The sequence below is a fragment of the Mycobacterium sp. RTGN6 genome (genome assembly GCF_033804605.1).
GTDB lineage: Bacteria > Actinomycetota > Actinomycetes > Mycobacteriales > Mycobacteriaceae > Mycobacterium.
This window is the reverse complement of the sequence record NZ_JAPZKZ010000001.1, coordinates 405,796-423,083: the sequence shown is the minus strand read 5'-3', so window position 1 is coordinate 423,083 and position 17,288 is coordinate 405,796. Positions and strand designations below refer to the sequence as shown.

At 66.0% G+C, this 17,288-nt stretch carries 13 protein-coding genes; 2 read left to right on the top strand and 11 right to left on the bottom strand.

The window, feature by feature from the left end; genetic code table 11:
- Positions 1-17: 17 nt before the first annotated feature.
- The 10 genes from SLQ33_RS02020 to dop all read right to left on the bottom strand — a co-directional run bounded on the left by SLQ33_RS02020 (position 18) and on the right by dop (position 12,941).
- Entirely contained in the window at positions 18-1,541 is a 1,524-nt protein-coding gene (locus tag SLQ33_RS02020; protein ID WP_319452099.1) for a GMC family oxidoreductase, read from the bottom strand.
- The gene (locus SLQ33_RS02015) at positions 1,534-3,072 is read right to left on the bottom strand and encodes an APC family permease (protein ID WP_319452098.1); all 1,539 of its coding nucleotides are present in this window, start codon (positions 3,070-3,072) and stop codon (positions 1,534-1,536) included. The genes SLQ33_RS02020 and SLQ33_RS02015 overlap by 8 nt, the downstream gene beginning before the upstream one ends.
- Before the next feature lie 35 nt (positions 3,073-3,107).
- Positions 3,108-4,589, bottom strand: coding sequence for an aldehyde dehydrogenase family protein (locus tag SLQ33_RS02010; RefSeq protein ID WP_319452097.1), 1,482 nt, complete (start codon positions 4,587-4,589; stop codon positions 3,108-3,110).
- A 3-nt stretch (positions 4,590-4,592) separates the two neighbouring features.
- Complete coding sequence (locus tag SLQ33_RS02005) at positions 4,593-5,744, bottom strand: aromatic ring-hydroxylating dioxygenase subunit alpha (protein WP_319452096.1); 1,152 nt, start codon at positions 5,742-5,744, stop codon at positions 4,593-4,595.
- Positions 5,741-6,889 (bottom strand): N-methyl-L-tryptophan oxidase, encoded by a 1,149-nt coding sequence (solA, locus tag SLQ33_RS02000; RefSeq protein WP_319452095.1) that lies wholly within the window; start codon positions 6,887-6,889, stop codon positions 5,741-5,743. Before solA ends, SLQ33_RS02005 begins: the two co-directional genes overlap by 4 nt.
- A 5-nt stretch (positions 6,890-6,894) precedes the next feature.
- A complete protein-coding gene (locus tag SLQ33_RS01995) occupies positions 6,895-9,342 on the bottom strand; it encodes an FAD-dependent oxidoreductase (RefSeq protein WP_319452094.1) in 2,448 nt (815 codons plus the stop codon).
- 188 nt (positions 9,343-9,530) lie between these two features.
- Positions 9,531-10,271: a proteasome subunit alpha gene (gene prcA / locus SLQ33_RS01990; RefSeq protein ID WP_319452093.1), complete on the bottom strand. Its 741-nt coding sequence runs from the start codon at positions 10,269-10,271 to the stop codon at positions 9,531-9,533.
- Entirely contained in the window at positions 10,268-11,161 is an 894-nt protein-coding gene (prcB, locus tag SLQ33_RS01985) for a proteasome subunit beta (protein ID WP_319452092.1), read from the bottom strand. Before prcB ends, prcA begins: the two co-directional genes overlap by 4 nt.
- A complete protein-coding gene (locus SLQ33_RS01980; RefSeq protein ID WP_319452091.1) occupies positions 11,158-11,352 on the bottom strand; it encodes a ubiquitin-like protein Pup in 195 nt (64 codons plus the stop codon). The genes prcB and SLQ33_RS01980 overlap by 4 nt, the downstream gene beginning before the upstream one ends.
- 92 nt (positions 11,353-11,444) lie before the next feature.
- Entirely contained in the window at positions 11,445-12,941 is a 1,497-nt protein-coding gene (gene dop, locus SLQ33_RS01975; protein ID WP_319452090.1) for a depupylase/deamidase Dop, read from the bottom strand.
- A gap of 83 nt (positions 12,942-13,024) precedes the next feature.
- Between dop and SLQ33_RS01970 the strand changes: the two genes are divergently transcribed.
- Together SLQ33_RS01970 and SLQ33_RS01965 are read left to right on the top strand one after the other, a co-directional pair.
- Positions 13,025-14,167, top strand: a complete 1,143-nt coding sequence (locus SLQ33_RS01970) for a hypothetical protein (protein ID WP_319452089.1) — start codon at positions 13,025-13,027, stop codon at positions 14,165-14,167.
- A 28-nt stretch (positions 14,168-14,195) separates the two neighbouring features.
- Positions 14,196-15,356 (top strand): hypothetical protein, encoded by a 1,161-nt coding sequence (locus SLQ33_RS01965; protein ID WP_319452088.1) that lies wholly within the window; start codon positions 14,196-14,198, stop codon positions 15,354-15,356.
- Here the strand turns inward: SLQ33_RS01965 and arc are convergent.
- Entirely contained in the window at positions 15,353-17,185 is a 1,833-nt protein-coding gene (gene arc / locus SLQ33_RS01960) for a proteasome ATPase (RefSeq protein ID WP_319452087.1), read from the bottom strand. The genes SLQ33_RS01965 and arc overlap by 4 nt on opposite strands.
- Positions 17,186-17,288: the final 103 nt, after the last annotated feature.

Below are 17,288 nucleotides of genomic sequence, written 5' to 3'. Positions count from 1 at the left end.
TCAGATCAGCTGGCGTTTCAGGTTTTTCGAATGAGGTCAGCGCACTTCTCCGCCATCGTCATGACCGTGATGTTGGGGTTCACCGCGGGCAGCTTTGGCATCGCGGAGGCGTCCACGACCCGTAGCCGCGTCACCCCCTTGACTCGCAGTTCTGGATCCAGCACCGCCATCGGATCGTCGACTGCGCCCATTCGCGCGGTCGCCGCCGGGTGGTAGACGGTGTTGTGGCACTGGTGGATGTAGTCGAGGAGTTCGTCGTCGGTCGTTGCGTCGGGTCCTGGCGCGAGTTCGCGCTCGATCCACGGTGCCAGCGGCGCCTGCTCGGCGATGGTGCGAGCCAGTCGCACGCCGGTGAGCATGATCCGCTCGTCGTAGCCCTCGGGATCGGTGAAGTACCGCGGATCGACCTTGGCGCGGTCGCGGTAGTCGCGGCTGCGCAGCCGGACGGTTCCCCGCGATCTGCCCTGAGTCACGTTGGGCGTCAAGCAGAATCCGTTGTCCGTGGTCGGGTAGCCGCGCCGCAGCGTGTTCATGTCGAACGGCACGCTGCCGTAGTGCATCATCAGGTCGGGTTGTGCGACGCCTTCATCGACGCACGTGAACAAGCCGATCTCCCACCACTGCGTCGACGTGGTGACCATCGGTCGCGACGCCTCCCAGAACACCAGGCCCTCCACGTGGTCGTCGAGGTTGGAGCCGACACCCGGTGAGTCCACCCGCACGTCGATGCCGAACTCACGAAGATGCTCCGCAGGCCCGATGCCGGAGAGCATCAGCAACTTCGGCGTGTCGATCGCGCCTGCGGTGACGATGACTTCGCGCCGCGCCGAGACGACGTCGTAGCCGGTGAGGTCGGGCCGCTGGTAGCGCACCCCGGTGGCCGCATTCGATTCGTCGAACAGGAGCTCGGAGACCCAGCAGCCGGTGCGGATCTCGAGGTTGGGCCGCGAGTCGAGGATCGGGTGCAGATAGGCGTGCGAACTCGAGTTGCGGATGCCGTCCTCACCCGCGTTGATCTGGAACCACCCGGCGCCGTTGCGCACCGTCTCGCCGCGGTTGAACGCGACGGTCGGCAGTCCGGCCAGTGCGGCCGCTTCGAGCACCGCCACCCCGCACGGGTCGTCCGGCGGGACGTCGCGCAGGCCGACGGTTCCGGTCAAACGCCGTACCAGCGGCAGGATCTCGGCGGCGCCCCATCCGGTGGCACCGAGCTCGACCCACTCGTCGAGCGCCTCCGCGGGTGGCCAGAACGCGATGCACGAATTGTGCGACGAGCACCCGCCAAGCACCTTGGCCCTTGCGTGCCGCATGAACGAGTTGCCGCGCTCCTGCGGCTCGACGGGATAGTCCCAGTCGTAGCCCGAGTCCAGCAGGTGCATCCACTCCGAGAGCACCAGGATGCTGTCGTCGCCGACGTCCGATGGGCCCGCTTCGAGCAGGCAGACGGTGACGTCGGAGTCCTCGGTCAGCCGGGCGGCCAGCGCACAGCCAGCCGTCCCGCCGCCCGCGATGACGTAGTCGAAGGTGCCCGCGTCAGCCATCCGTTGATTCGACCTTCGTCGCCGCGTGCGACTCCAGGGTTCCGATGTGGTTGCGGCCCTTGATGCCGTACCAGAGCAGCCCGAACCCGAGGATCACGCCGATGTAGATGAAGGCGCCCCATGCGTTGTACCAGCCCTCGCCGTACACGGCCTCGCGCGGCCACGCCAGGTTCAACGCCATGCCGACACCCCAGACCACGGCGACGATGTTGACTAGCATCCCCCACTTGCCCATGTTGAAGTAGCCACCCTCCTTGAGATCCTTTGGCGGCCACTCGCCTTGGAGGCGCTTCTTCAGCATCGGACCGGTCACCATCAGGTACGCGAGGTAGATCATGATGATGGCGATCGAGGTCAGCACGGTGAAGATCTTCGGCTGGCCCACGTTGATCACCAGGATCAGCACCGCAATTCCGCCGATGACGATCGCCGGGATGATGGGGGTCTGGGTCTTGGGGTTGACGCGAGCGAGCTTCTCGCCGAACGGCAGTGCGTTGTCACGCGCCATCGCGAACATCAGCCGGATCGCAGCGGTGTGCACGGCCAGTGAGCACACCGTGACTGCGATGACGATGCAGACGATGAAGACCTTGCCCAGCGGGCCCCACATGACCTGCTCGACGATGTACTGCAGGCCGCCGCTGCTCTCGCCGATCGCGGGGTCTTCCAGGTTGGGTGCCGACAGAACGGCGAAGACCAGGATGGCGCCGCCGATGACGAAGGACGCCAAGATGGCCCGCAAGATGGCCTTCGGCGCAGTGCGTCTCGGTTCGACGGTCTCCTCTCCGAGCGAGCTGGCGGTGTCGAAGCCGTACATCACGTAACCCGAAGCAAGCGACGCGATCAGGAATGCCCCGAGATAGCCGCCGCTCTCCCCGGCGCCGTATCCATTGGTGGAGAAGAACACTGAAGGGCCCCGGGTGGTGCTCGCGGCCAGGATGATCGCGATCAGGACGGCCGCGATCAGTTCGATGAACACGCCCGCACTGTTGATCATCGCCATCAGCTTGACGCCGAGCGCGTTGACCACCGTGGTGAACACGATCATCACCGCACCAAGAATGACGGCGTTCAGGGCGAAATCCGTTGCGGTACTGCCATCGCCGATGAGCTGGAACCCACTCCACAGCCTGGGTAGGTTCAGCTGAAGGGCCAGCACCACCGCGGATAGGGTGACGATCGACGCGGTGAGCATCAGCCAGCCCGATGACCACCCAACGATCTTGCTGCCCAGCTTCTTCGACCAGTTGTAGACCGCCCCGGCGACCGGGTACTTCGCGGCGAGTTCCATGAAGCAGAGCGCGACGGCCATCTGACCGACGAACACGATGGGCCACGACCACAGGTAGCCGGGGCCCGCGGTGCCGAAGCCGAAGTAGAACAGCTGGAAGGTTCCGGTCAGGATCGAAATGTAGCTGACCCCCGCCGCGAAGCTGGCGAACTTGCCGATGCTTCGATCCAGGGATTCCTTGTATCCGAAGTCGTCCAGACCGCCGCTGTCGACTTCCGATTTACCTACTTCGATGGCCATGGAGGCGTCCTCTCTGAAGTGCTTGCCGCAGCAGGTTATTCACCTTTGAACCAGCCTGCGGGTTTCGGCGCGGTGTTATGCCAGATGTGTTTGAGCTCTTGGTATTCCGCGAGCCCCGCGGGGCCGAGCTCGCGACCGTTACCAGACTTCCCGAATCCGCCCCACTCCGCCGCGGCGGTGTAGTAGCCAAAGTCGTTCAGCCACACCGTGCCGTGCCTCAAAGCGCGCACCACACGTTCGCCCCGCGCCGGGTCGGACGTTCGAACGCCCGCCGCGAGACCGTATTCCGTGTCATTGCCGAGGCTGATCGCCTCGGCCTCGGTGGTGAAACGCTCCACCGTGAGAATCGGTCCGAAGGTCTCCTCCTGGACGATTCCCATCGACCGGTCGCACCGGTCGAAGATCGTGGGCAGATAGAAACTGCCCTTGGCAAGCGCGGGATCACTGGGCCGCGACCCGCCGGTGACCAGCTTCGCGCCCTCCGAGATGGCCGACGCCACATGGGCTTCCACCTTCGCGCGGTGCTGTTCGGACACCAGTGGGCCGGTTTCGCTCGCCGGGTCCATTCCGTCGCCCATTCGGATCTGCTCGGCACGGGTCACCAGCGCAGCGACGAAGTCGTCAGCGATCGACTCCTCGACGACCAGCCGAGTGCCGGCCGAACACACCTGCCCGGAGTGCAGGAAGACTCCGGTCAGCACCTGGTCGACGGAGCTCTCCCACTCCGCGTCGGCGAACACGATGTGCGGATTCTTTCCGCCGAGTTCGACCGCGACCTTCGTAACGTGCTCGGCGGCCACCTTGGAGATGGTGCGCCCGGTGGCCAACCCTCCGGTGAACGAGATGAAGTCGACCTCGGGAGTGTCCGTGAGGGCGGCCCCGAGCACCGCACCGCTGCCCTGCACGAGGTTGACCACCCCGGCCGGCACACCGGCCTCCTCGAGCAGATGCGTGAAGGCGATGGTGGACAGCGGGGTGACCTCGCTGGGCTTGGCCACCATCGTGCATCCGGCGGCCAGTGCCGGGGCGATCTTCCACGACATCTGCAACAGCGGGTAGTTCCAAGGCGCGATGAGCACGCATACGCCGATCGGTTCGCGCACGACCCGACTGATGACGGCGGGGTCACCGACGTCGACGAGTCGGTCGGACTCGACCGCGACCAGCCTCGCGTAGAACCGGAAGACCGACGTGACGTCGTCGATGTCGATCCGGCTTTCGGCCAACGTCTTTCCGGTGTCCCGGGTTTCCAGCGTCGCCAGCTGCTCCTTGTCGCGCTGAAGCAGCTCGGCGATCCGGTCGAGCAGCGCGGCGCGTTCACCGACGGGAGTGGCCGGCCAGGCGCCGTCGTCGAACGATGCGCGCGCGGCGGCGACGGCGTCCCGCGCGTCTTCGGGGGTGGCCTCGTCGACTGCAGCGGCGACGCTGCCGTCGGCGGGGTTGATGACGTCCCTGGTCCCACCGTCGGACGCGTGGCGCCACTGCCCGCCGATGTAGAGATCCGGTTCACCGTTCATGGATCACCCCTCAACTTCGCCGAGACGGGACACTACCCACTCGTGGAACTCCGCGATGTGGTGTTCGGCGGGTACGAGTACTCCGCCGTGGCGGTAGGCCCGCGACGACATCGACGGCTGGGTTCGCTCGCAGGCCGCGAAGTCCTGCTGATTCACGCGGTGGAAGAGCTCAACGGAGTGGGACACGTCACGGCCTGAGGACACGACGTCGGCGGTGTAGAGCCAGTCGCACTCGACGATGGTGCGATTGGTCGACAAGGGGTACATGCGGTGGAAGATGATGTGATCGGGGACCAGGTTGATGAACACGGTCGGCTTAACCGTGATCGCGTAGTAGCGGCGGTCCTGCTCGTCGGTGATACCCGGCAGCCGCTCGAATCCCTCGGCTCCGTCGACGGTGAATCCGTCGACCTCCGAACCGAATTCGGCACCTAGACCGACATTCGCCTGGGCTGCCATTCCGCGGGCGAACTCCGGTAGCACGCCGACGAGTTCGGGGTGGATCGAGCTGCAGTGGTAGCACTCCATGAAGTTCTCGACGATGAGCTTCCAGTTGGCCGCCACGTCGTAGACGACGCGATGACCGACGTCGAGTCCGCCGATGCCGTACCGGTTGATGGCGTCGGGGTCCCCGAGCGTCCTGGTGGTCTCGGCGACCACGTCCTCGAACGGTGGTGGCGTGTCGGACAGGCACACCCACGCGTAGCCAAGCCACTCGGTGAGCGCGACCGGCACGAGACCGAATTGGTACCGGTCGATCGGCTCGCCCGCGTCGTCGGTCAGCGCCGCGATGTTCGGTGCGGCGACCAGTTTGCCGTCAAGCGCATAGGTCCAGGAGTGGTACGGGCAGCGCAGATTGCGCTTCACCTGTCCCTCGGCGTCGGTGCACAGCTGGGCGCCGCGGTGCCTACAGACGTTGAGGAACGCCCGAAGGAGCCCGTCGCGGCCGCGCACGAGTAGCACGCTCTCGCGGCCGACCTGAACCTTCTTGAACTTGCCGGGCAGCTCTAGATCCGACGACCGGACGGCGCAGAACCACATGTTCTCGAAGATGCGTTCCTGCTCCGCGGCGAAGACGGCGTCGTTGACGTAGTAGTCGCCGCGCAGGGTGGCGCGCAGGGCCGGGGTGGGATGCATGGCGGGTGCACCGGTCATGTGGTCACCAGTCGCTTCGGATCGAACAATGAGATGGGATGGCCGGTCACGCCGTCGATGGCGAGGTCGGCGAGGATTTCCCCAACGACGGGGACGAACTTGAAGCCGTGGCCCGAGAACCCGCACGCGACCGTGATGTTGTCGCAGTCCGGGTGTCGCGCGATGACGAAGTGCTCGTCGGGGGTGTTGGAGTACATGCACGTTGCCGAGTGCACGCACGGGCCGTCGAGGGCGGGCAGCAACTCGGCCACCCGCAGCCGCATCTCGGTGATCTCGCGGTCGTGGACCTCACGGTCGATGGTCTCCGGGGTGCACACGATGCCCTTGCGGAAGAACGCCACCTTGACCCCGCCCGAGGGACCGTCGATCGCCGGGAAGCCGTAAATCTGCTCGCCCCTGGCATTCTCGTCGATGAAGATCGGACCGTCGAGGAAGGGCTCGACGCCGCCGACCGGATCGAGCCAGTACAGCACCTGGCGCTCGATCGTGATCGGGATGCCGAACTCAGCGAGCAGTTGCGGGGCCCAAGCTCCCGGGCAGATCACCAACTGCTCGGCCGTGTAGGTGCCCCGCTCGGTGGTGACGCTGACGCCGCCGCCCGCCTCCGTCCAGTCCAGCACTGACTCACCGAAATGCAGTTCTGCGCCTGCGAGTTCGGCCAGGTCGAGGTGCGCCTGAACCGTTAGCTCGGGACGTGCGAACCCGGCCTTGGCTTCGTAGAGCGCCACGTCGCCCTGGTGCGGGGTGAAGTTCGGGAAGCGCGAACGGAGCTCGGCAGCATCGAACAGTTCATGCGCCAGGCCCCATTCCCTGGCGGCCCGCAGGCTGCCCGCGACCGTCAGGCAGTCCGGCGGTCCGATGAACAGCCCACCGGTCATCCGGTAGACGTCCTTCCCCGAGTCGATCGCCAGCTGGTCCCACAACTCGTAGGCGCGCAACAGCAGGGGCACGTACGCGGGATCCTCGAAGTAGGACTGGCGGATGATGCGCGAGCCGCCGTGGCTGGAGCCCTTGTCGTGGGCCGGCGTGAACTTCTCCAGGCCCAGCACGCGCTGCCCGCGCGCGGCGAGGTGGTATGCGGCGGCGCTACCCATGCCGCCGAGCCCGATGACGATCACGTCGTATGGGCCTGTCGTGGAGGTCATTCGCCCTACCTCCTGATCCGGGCCATGTCGGGGTCGACGACGGGTTCGGCGTGCACGACGGCGGTGTGGTGGGTTCCGCGGTAGTCGACGGAGACCGCGGCGCCCTCGGCAGTGCCGGCGGGCAGCCACGCGTACGCGATGGTGCGCCCGACCGTCGGCGAGTAACCCGCGCTGGTGACGTAGCCGACGCAAGCACCGTCGACGTAGACGGCCTCCTTGCCGAGCGCGACGGCGCCGGGATCGTCGAAGACGATGCTGCGCAACGTGTTCACGGGGGCGGCCGCTGTTTCGAGGGCGGACTTTCCGACGAAGTCGTCCTTGCTCATCCGGACCGCGAAGTCCACGCCCGCCGCGGCGGGCAGGTGCTCGGCGGTCATGTCCGTGCCCCAGCTGCGGTAGCCCTTCTCGATCCGCAGGCTGTTGAACGCGATCCGGCCTGCGGCGATCACCCCGTGCTCCTGACCCGCGTCGAAGAGCAGGTCCCACAGCGCCGCACCGTATTCGGCGCTGGTGTAGATCTCCCAGCCCAGTTCCCCGACGTACGAGACACGCATCATGGTGACCGGGATGGCGTCGAGGTAGGTGTGCAGTGCCCGGAAGTACTTGAAGGCGTCGTGGGAGAGGTCGGCGGGGCACAACGGTTGTACGAGGGCGCGGGCCAGCGGTCCCCACACCCCGACACAGCATGTGCCGCCGGTGATGTCGCGAAGCGTCACCGAACCGTCGTCGGGCAGATGCCTGCTGAGCCAGTCGAAGTCCAGCGGTGAATTCGCGCCGACCTGGAACGTGGTGTCTGCAAGCCGAGCGACCGTCAGATCGCTGCGCACTCCCCCGGTTTCGTCGAGCAGCAGCGTGTAGGTCACCGAGCCGACACTCTTGTCGACGTTGTTGGTGGTCATCCTCTGCAGGAACCCCGCAGCACCCGAACCCGCCACCTCGTAGCGGGTCAGCGGAGTCATGTCGTACATCGCCACCCGCTCGCGGGTCCACTGTGCCTCGGCGATCGAGATCGGCGACCAGAACTGCGCCGACCAATCGTCGCGGTCTTGAAAGGCCAGTCCCTCGGAGCGCAGCCGTTGCGCCAGTTCGGCGTTCGCCTCGTACCAGGCCGGGCGCTCCCAGCCGCCCCCCTCGTAGAAGAAGGCGCCGAGCTCGTCCTGCCTGCCGCGGAACGGGCTGGTGCGCAGTCCGCGCAACGCGGTGCGGAACTGGTGGGGATGGATGATGTCGTACACCTCGACGAATGCCTGTGAACTCGTCTGCATGACGAACTTCGGGCTGCGGGCCATGTCCTCGAACCGGTACAGGTCGCACTCGTGCACGTCGACCGACGGCGTGCCGTCGATGATCCACTCGGCCGTGGCCTTCGCGACGCCTGCGGAGTGGGTCACCCACACCGCTTCGGCGACCCAGAAGCCACTCAGCTCGCGGTGCTCGCCCATGATGGAGAAACCGTCGGGAGTGAACGAGAAGATGCCGTTGAAGGCCTCCTCGATCTTCGAATCACCCAAGGTGGGAAGGAGTTTCATCGACTCGCGCCAGGCGGGAACGAAGTCCTCGTCGGTGAACGGCAGCATCGACGGCATCGACTCGCCCGAGGTGTCGTCCATCAGCGTCGACATGTCGACCGGCATTGGGTCGTGCCCGTAGTAGCCGATGCCGATTCGGTCGACGTGCTCGCGGAAGTACAAGTCCTGATCCTGATGACGCAAGATCGGCAGGCCGGCCTCGGACAGTTCGGTGTTGCGGCCGACGAGGGCAGGTACCTGTCCGGTTCTTGCGTACTGGTGTGCCATCGGTACCAGCGGTACGACGAGTCCGACCTGCTTTGCGAACTGGGCGCCCCAGAAACCGGCCGCGCAGACGACGACGTCGGCCTCGATCACGCCCTCGACGGTCCGAACTCCGGTGACCCGGCCGCCCTTGTCGACGATGCCGAGTACTTCGGTGTGGGGCAGGAACCGGGCACCACGGTCACGGGCCCGCCAGGCCTGCGCTTCGGCTGCGCGTACCGCCTTCGCGAGGCCGTCGGTGGGCGTGTGGAATCCACCAAGGACGCTGTCCTTGTCGAGCAGGGGGTGAAGGTCGACGCACTCTTGAGCGCTCACCAGGTGGCCGTCGATGCCCCACGCCTGTGCCCAGCCCGCCTTGCGCTGCAGGTCGGCCAAGCGCTCGGGGGTAGTGGCCACCTCGAGGCCGCCCACCGGGTTGAACGCCCAGCCATCGGGGTGTTCCAGCGCCATGAACTTCTCGACCGTGTAGCGGGCGAAGGTGCTCATGGTCTTCGACGGGTTCGTCTGAAAGACCAGGCCCGGCGCATGCGAAGTAGACCCGCCGGTTGCGAAGAGTGGACCGCGGTCGACGACGGTGACATCGGTCCACCCGCGGGCGGTCAGTTCGTCGGCCAGTGACGTGCCGACAATGCCCGCTCCGACGATGACGACTTTTGGCATGAAGTGGCCGCTCCTGGAGTTGTTGCGTATAGCGCAACGTGTTCTGCCTATCGCAACAAATCGTCCTCCCATGGGCGTGATCCGTCAACCGGAACACGCCGTGGAATTCACGGCAAAGATGTCGAAGTACGGCAGCCCGCCGCGTGCGACGGAGGAACGACTGGGAGACAGGTCCCTAGTCGGTTGGCCTAGTCGGCCGAAGTCGCTTCGGAAGAACCGGCCGGCTCCTCCGAAGGAAGCAGCGCCTCGAGCGCCGACCCGGTGATCCTTCGGAACGCACGGCGCGGCCGATTGGCGTCGAGGATGGCCACCTCGAGCGTCTCCGGCCCCAAAGACCGTGCCTCCGAGCCGTTCCCGCTGGCCTGCAAGGCGTGGACGGCGATCTTGGCCGCTTCACTGAGGCTGGCGTTCTCGGTGTACGAATCGTTGAGCGCCGTCAAGATGGGTTCGGTAGTGCCGCCCATCACCACGAAGTGGGGCTCGTCGGCGATGGACCCGTCGTAGGTAATCCGGTACAGCTCCGGAGATTTGGTCTCCCCGAAGTGCGCCACCTCGGCGACGCAGAGCTCGACCTCGTATGGCTTGGCCTGCTCCGTGAAGATGGTGCCGAGCGCCTGGGCGTATCGGTTGGCCAGTTGCCGACCGGTGACGTCGCGCCGCGAGTACGCATACCCCTGCGTGTCGGCGAGCTGGATGCCGCCGCGGCGCAGGTTGTCGAACTCGTTGAACCGGCCGACCGCGGCGAAGCCGACCCGGTCGTAGAGCTCGCTGACCTTCTGCAACGAGCGCGACGGGTTCTCCGCGACGAACAGCACGCCACCGGAGTAGGCCAGCGCCACCACGCTGCGGCCCCTTGCGATGCCCTTGCGCGCCAGCTCCGAGCGCTCCCGCATCGCCTGTTCGGGCGAGATGAAGTACGGAAAGCTCACAGCTCCACCTTCCCGTCATCCGGACCGAACGTGTCTGCGCGCGAACGGCTTTCGATGACTTCCCGGGCGAGCTCGGCGATGCGTGGCTCCCCGATCTCGACGGCGCCGTCTGCCTCGATGACCACGGCCGTGGGATAGATACCCCTGACCAGGTCGGGTCCGCCGGTAGCCGAATCGTCGTCGGCGGCGTCGTACAGCGCCTCGACGGCCACCCGCAAGGCTGAGTCGGCGTCCGTCACCCGCGAGTACAACTTCTTCATCGACGACTTCGCGAAGATCGAACCAGAGCCCACCGACTGATAGCCCTCGTCCTCGAGATTCCAGCCACCCGCGGCGTCGAACGACACGATCCGCCCAGCCGCCTGCGGGTCGGCGTCGTCGACGTCGTAGCCCACCAGCAGTGGCAGTGCCACGAAACCCTGCAACGCGGCGGCGAGGTTTCCGCGCACCATGATCGCAAGCCGGTTCACCTTGCCGGCGAACGTCAGCGGCACGCCCTCGAGCTTCTCGTAGTGCTCGAGCTCGACGGCATACAGCCGCGCGAACTCGACCGCGATGGCGGCCGTGCCCGCGATGCCGGTGGCCGTGTAGTCGTCGGCGACGTAAACCTTCTGGACGTCGCGCCCGGCGATCATGTTGCCCTGCGTCGAACGCCGATCACCCGCAATCAGCACCCCGCCGGGAAACTTCAGCGCGACGATCGTGGTGCCGTGCGGCAAGGATGATCCAGAATTCGAGCCCATCGAATCACCACTGCCGGTCGGCAGCAGGTGCGGCGCCTGCCTGCGCAGGAAGTCAGAGAACGAGGACGTGTCCACCGACGAGTGCGTGCCGGACAGCGAGGAGAGGGGTTGGGGAAAGGCCAGTTGGTCGCGATTCGGCCAGGTCACTGTCCGCCCTTTTGGACGTATGCCCGCACGAAGTCTTCGGCATTCTCTTCGAGCACGTCGTCGATCTCGTCGAGCAGATCGTCGGTGTCCTCGGTCAGCTTCTCGCGACGTTCCTGGCCAGCGGCCGTGCTGCCGGTTGCGTCGTCGTCATCGCCGCCGCCACCGCCACGCTTGGTCTGCTCCTGGGCCATCGCTGCCTCCTGCATTCTCTTCAGCGGACTCACAGGCTCCGCCGGTTACTCCACACTACCGGTCAGCCCGGGGATTTCGCTGCGACGACCCGTCAGTTAGTGAGCTGTTCGACGAGTTCCGCGGCACTGTGCACTGAGTCGAGCAACGCCCCGACGTGCGCTTTGCTTCCGCGCAGCGGTTCGAGCGTCGGGATGCGCACCAGCGAGTCGCCGCCCAGGTCGAAGATGACCGAATCCCAGCTGGCCGCGGCGATGTCGGCGCCGAACCGGCGCAGGCACTCCCCGCGGAAGTAGGCCCGGGTGTCGGTCGGCGGGCTGTCCACGGCGTCGAGCACCTGCTGCTCGGTGACGAGCCGCTTCATCGATCCCCTGGCGACCAGCCGGTTGTACAGTCCCTTGTCCAACCGGACGTCGGAATACTGCAGGTCAACGAGGTGCAAACGCGGCGCCGACCAGCCGAGGTTCTCGCGCTGGCGGAAGCCTTCGAGCAGGCGCAGCTTGGCCGGCCAGTCGAGGAGTTCCGCACATTCCATCGGGTCGCGCTCGAGCAGGTCGAGCACTTCCGCCCAGGTCTGAACGACGTGGGCGGCACGGGGATCGGGGTCACGGCTGTCGACCAGCTTCGCCACGCGGTCGAGGTAGATGCGTTGCAACGCAAGGGCGGTCAACTCACGTCCGTCGGCCATCGCCACCGTTGCACGCAGCGACGGGTCCCGGCTGACGACGTGCACCGCGTGCACCGGCCGCGCCAGCGCCAGGTCGCTGAGGTCGAAACCCTCCTCGATGAGGTCCAGCACCAGCGCCGTCGTCCCCACCTTCAGATACGTCGACGTCTCGGCGAGGTTGGCGTCGCCGATGATGACGTGCAGGCGCCGGTACTTGTCGGCGTCGGCGTGGGGTTCGTCGCGCGTGTTGATGATGCCCCGCTTGAGCGTCGTCTCGAGGCCGACCTCGACCTCGATGTAGTCAGCACGCTGGGTCAGCTGGAAGCCGGGCTCGTCACCCGACGGGCCGATTCCCACCCGGCCAGAGCCGGTGATCACCTGGCGCGACACCAGGAACGGCGTCAGCCCGGCGATGACCGCCGAGAAGGGTGTCTGCCGCGACATCAGGTAGTTCTCGTGCGACCCGTACGACGCGCCCTTGCCGTCGACGTTGTTCTTGTACAGCTGCAGCTTCGCCGCGCCGGGCACGCTGGCGACGTGGCGGGCGGCCGCCTCCATGACCCGTTCACCGGCCTTGTCCCAGATGACCGCATCCATCGGGTCGGTCACCTCGGGGGCGGCGTACTCCGGATGGGCGTGATCGACGTAGAGCCGGGCGCCGTTGGTCAGAATCATGTTGGCGGCGCCGACCTCGTCGGCGTCGACCACGGGCGGCGGTCCGGCGGAGCGGCTCAGGTCGAAGCCGCGCGCGTCGCGCAGCGGCGATTCGACCTCGTAGTCCCACCGGGTGCGCTTCGCACGCTGTATCCCCGCGGCCGCGGCGTAGGCCAGCACCGCCTGTGTCGACGTCAGGATCGGGTTCGCGGTTGGATCAGACGGCGAGGAGATGCCGTATTCGACCTCTGTTCCGATGATCCGCTGCATGTCACCAAGACTAGGGGACGCCCGGCAGTAACCTGCGACGGTGCCATCCAGCTGACGTCCGCACCCAACCGGGAGGGGTCTGCATGATTGACGTGTCGCAACGGCGGGCTGCCGACACTTGGTTCCTCGCCCGCGGACTGCCGGCGGTGCTGCGGCCGGGAGCCCTGGTTCGGCGGCTGTGGCCGCGATCGGCGCCTGCGTTGGCAGCGTTCGCCGTCTTCATGGCCAATTCCGCTCTGGTCGTCCTCATCACGGGCGAGCACACCATCAACATCGAGGGCCAACCGACTCGAACCGAATGGTTCGTCCTGGGGCTGATCCTCTTGGTGCTGCCCATCGCGGCGACGGTCGGCTGGTTGGTTTCACGCATTTCAACGGTGCGCGGGCGTACCGTCGCGGCGGCCGTCGCAGTGGCCACCGCAACAGCCGGCAGCATCATCGGCGGCCCGAGCCCGCGGGTACTCGTCGATTTGGCCTTCGAAGCCGTCGTGATCGCGATCATCCTGGCACTGACCGCATCCGGCGCAGGTTCGATCCTGGCCTGGACCGCACAGACGACGCTGTCGCACCTTGCCGCGGCAGGCTCTCTCATGGTCCGCGCATTGCCGGTGCTGTTGTTGACGTTCCTGGTCTTCTTCAACTCCCCCGTGTGGCTGATGGCGGCGACGATCTCCCGCCCGCGCTTGTGGCTGGCCCTGTTGTTCCTTGCCCTGATCGCGGCGCTGTTCGTGGTGTCCGTCACGGTCGAGCGGTTCAGGCCGATCATGAATGCGCTCGATCCAACCGACGATCGCCGTACGCGCCTGGACGGCACACCGTTCGAGTCGATGCCGGATCCGGCGGACACTCTGCCCCTGCGCCGCACGGAGCAGGGGAACGTGATGTTCGTGCTCGCCGTCTCGCAACTCGCGCAGATAGTAGTGGTCGCCGTGGTGACAGCGCTGCTCTTCTTCGTCCTCGGCCTGATCCTGCTGTCCCCCGAATTGCTGGCGGCGTGGACACGCAACGGCTCCAGCGACGGGGTGTTTCTGGGAATGACGATCCCAGTGCCCCAGGCGCTGATTCAGATCACCATGTTCCTGGGCGCGCTGACATTCATGTATGTCAGCGCCAGAGCCGCAGGCGATGGCGAATATCGTTCGCAATTCCTCGATCCACTCGTCGATGACCTGCGGCTCACTTTGGTGGCGCGCAATCGCTATCGTGCAATCGTTTCGGCGCGCTGACCCGCCGATGCGGCCTGATTCGAGCACAATGTCAGCCGTGCCCGAGATAAGGGAAGTCCACGAGTGGTTCCTGTCTCGCGGCCTGCCCCTGGTGCTGACGAGGCGGGTCCGTTCGCGCAACCTCATCGAACGGTCGGCGCCGATGGTCAGCGGCGTCGGGGCACTCACCACAGTGACGATGTTGCTCGCCGAGGTCACCGGCGACGCACCGGATTACGGCTACGCGCTGCGACTCGGCATCATCACCGCGATCCTGGTGGCCGCGCCGTTCGCGCTCTACCTGCTACACCACAGCGGAACCCCGCTCGGCGAAGCGGGTAGGCGTACGGCCGCGCTCTTGGTAATGGCCGTCTTCGTCGTGGTCATGCCGGTGACGGCCAGCGGGTGGACGAGCGACGCCGCGACCGAGGCCTCCATGTTCGTCGTGATCACACTGCTGGCGATCTGGTTGACCTATATCGGCTTCGGGTCCATCGCCGGATGGGCGTTCCGGTTCGCCTGGGTGCAGCTCGGCGCACTCGGCACCTTGATGAGCCGCGCGCTGCCGCTGCTCATGCTGACGGTGGTGGTCTACTTCACTGGCGAACTGTGGCAGCTGGCGGCACGGATGTCGCGCCAAAGACTTTGGCAGGTCATCGGTTTCCTGGCGTTCATTGCACTGGTCTTCGTGGTCACCACCATCCGCGATGAGGTGCAGGCGCTGCGCGACGACAGAGCCGAACAGACCGATCCGAAGAAGCTGCTGGCGGGTACGCCGCTGGCCGACAGCGTCAACGACGACACGGTCCGCAGTCCACTGTCACGCGCCGAGCAGTTCAACGTGGTCGCGGTCATGGTGGTGGCGCAGGCGATCCAGGTGGTGTTCTTCACGGCCGGCCTGTTCGCGTTCTTCCTCGCGCTCGGGATCATTGCCGTGCCCTACGACGTGGCAGTGTTGTGGTCGGCGGAGGAAACCTGCTCGGTTGGCCAACCACCCTGCGCCGGAACGTGGTTCGGCATCCACATTCCCATCCCCCAGACGGTCGTGCACATGTCGTTGCTCGTCGCGGTGCTGTCGGGGTTGTACTTCACCGTCAGCACCAGCGTCGACCCGCTGTATCGCCAGCGGTTCTTCGAGCCGCTAATCGCGGACGTCGCGGTGAGCCTCGCCGGCCGCGACGTCTACCTCGAGCTGGAGTCTCGAGCCTAGAGGTACTGCCCCAGGTTCGATTCGGTATCGATAGCGCGGCTGGCACTCGAACTCTTGCCGGTGACGAGCGTGCGGATGTACACGATCCGCTCGCCCTTCTTGCCCGAGATCCTGGCCCAGTCATCGGGATTGGTGGTGTTTGGCAGGTCCTCGTTCTCGGCGAACTCGTCGACGATCGAGTCGAGCAGGTGCTGGATGCGCAGCCCTCGCGAACCGGTCTCCAACACGGCCTTGATCGCATACTTCTTGGCGCGGTCGACGACGTTCTGGATCATCGCCCCGGAGTTGAAGTCCTTGAAGTACATGACTTCCTTGTCCCCGTTGGCGTAGGTGACCTCCAGGAACCGGTTGTCGTCGATCTCTGCGTACATACGGTCGACGATCTTCTCGATCATGGTCTTGATGCACAGCGCACGGTCTCCACCGAACTCGCCGAGGTCGTCGGCGTGCAACGGCAGCTTCTCGACGAGGTACTTGCTGAAGATGTCTTGTGCGGCTTCGGCATCCGGACGCTCGATCTTGATCTTGACGTCCAGCCGGCCCGGACGCAGGATCGCGGGGTCGATCATGTCCTCGCGGTTGGAGGCACCAATCACGATGACGTTCTCGAGCCCCTCGACGCCGTCGATCTCCGAAAGCAGCTGTGGCACAACGGTTGTCTCGACATCGGAGCTGACACCGGTGCCGCGGGTCCGGAAGATGGAGTCCATCTCGTCGAAGAACACGATCACCGGCGTGCCCTCGGACGCCTTCTCCCTGGCCCGCTGGAAGATCAGCCGGATGTGGCGTTCGGTCTCACCGACGAACTTGTTGAGCAGCTCCGGACCCTTGATGTTCAAGAAGTACGACTTGGCCTCGCGTGAGTCCTCACCGCGAATCTCGGCCATCTTCTTGGCGAGCGAGTTGGCGACCGCCTTGGCGATCAGCGTCTTGCCGCACCCGGGCGGGCCGTACAGCAGCACGCCCTTGGGTGGCCGCAAGGAGTACTCGTAGTAGAGCTCCTTGTGCAGGAAGGGCAGTTCCACCGCGTCCCGGATCTGCTCGATCTGCCTGGTGAGGCCGCCGATGTCGTGGTAGGCGACGTCGGGCACCTCTTCGAGCACCAGGTCCTCCACCTCGGCCTTGGGAATGCGCTCGAACGCGTATCCGGCCTTGGTGTCGACGAGCAGCGAGTCGCCTGGCCGCAGCTTGCGGGGCCGCTGGTCGTCGTCGAGGGGGTCGAGCACTTCGGCAGGCAGGAACTCCGCGGCGACCAACGGTTCGGCCAGCCACACGATGCGTTCCTCGTCGGCGTGCCCGACCACGAGCGCGCGGTGTCCGTCGGACAGGATCTCGCGCAGCGTGCTGATCTCGCCGACCGATTCGTAGTTGCCGGCCTCGACCACCGTCAGCGCCTCGTTGAGACGCACGGTCTGGCCCTGCTTGAGCTCGGCGACCTCGATGTTGGGCGAGCAGGTGAGCCGCATCTTGCGACCGGAGGTGAACACGTCGACGGTGTCGTCCTCGTGGGCCAGCAGCAGCACGCCGTAACCACTGGGCGGCTGACCCAGCCGGTCGACCTCCTCGCGCAGGGCCAGCAATTGCTGGCGAGCTTCCTTGAGGGTGTCCATCAACTTCGCGTTGCGGGCCGCCAGCGAGTCAATCCTGGCTTCGAGCTGGTGCACGTCTCGGGCGCTGCGCAATCCGCTGTTGGGCCCGACCGCCTGCTCCAGCTGCTCACGCAGTTGGGCGGCCTCACGACGCAGTTCTTCTAGTTCGGCAGCATCGTCGCTGGACATGGGAGTGTCGCGATCTTCTGGGTAGGCTCCCGAACGCTCTGACTCACTCATGTTGCGCTCCCTCCCCACACCGAAAGTTGGTGCAGTAACAACTTCAAAGCTACCGGCGATTCAGTCTTTGTGTGCGGTGTAGCAATTCGACACACCAGGGACA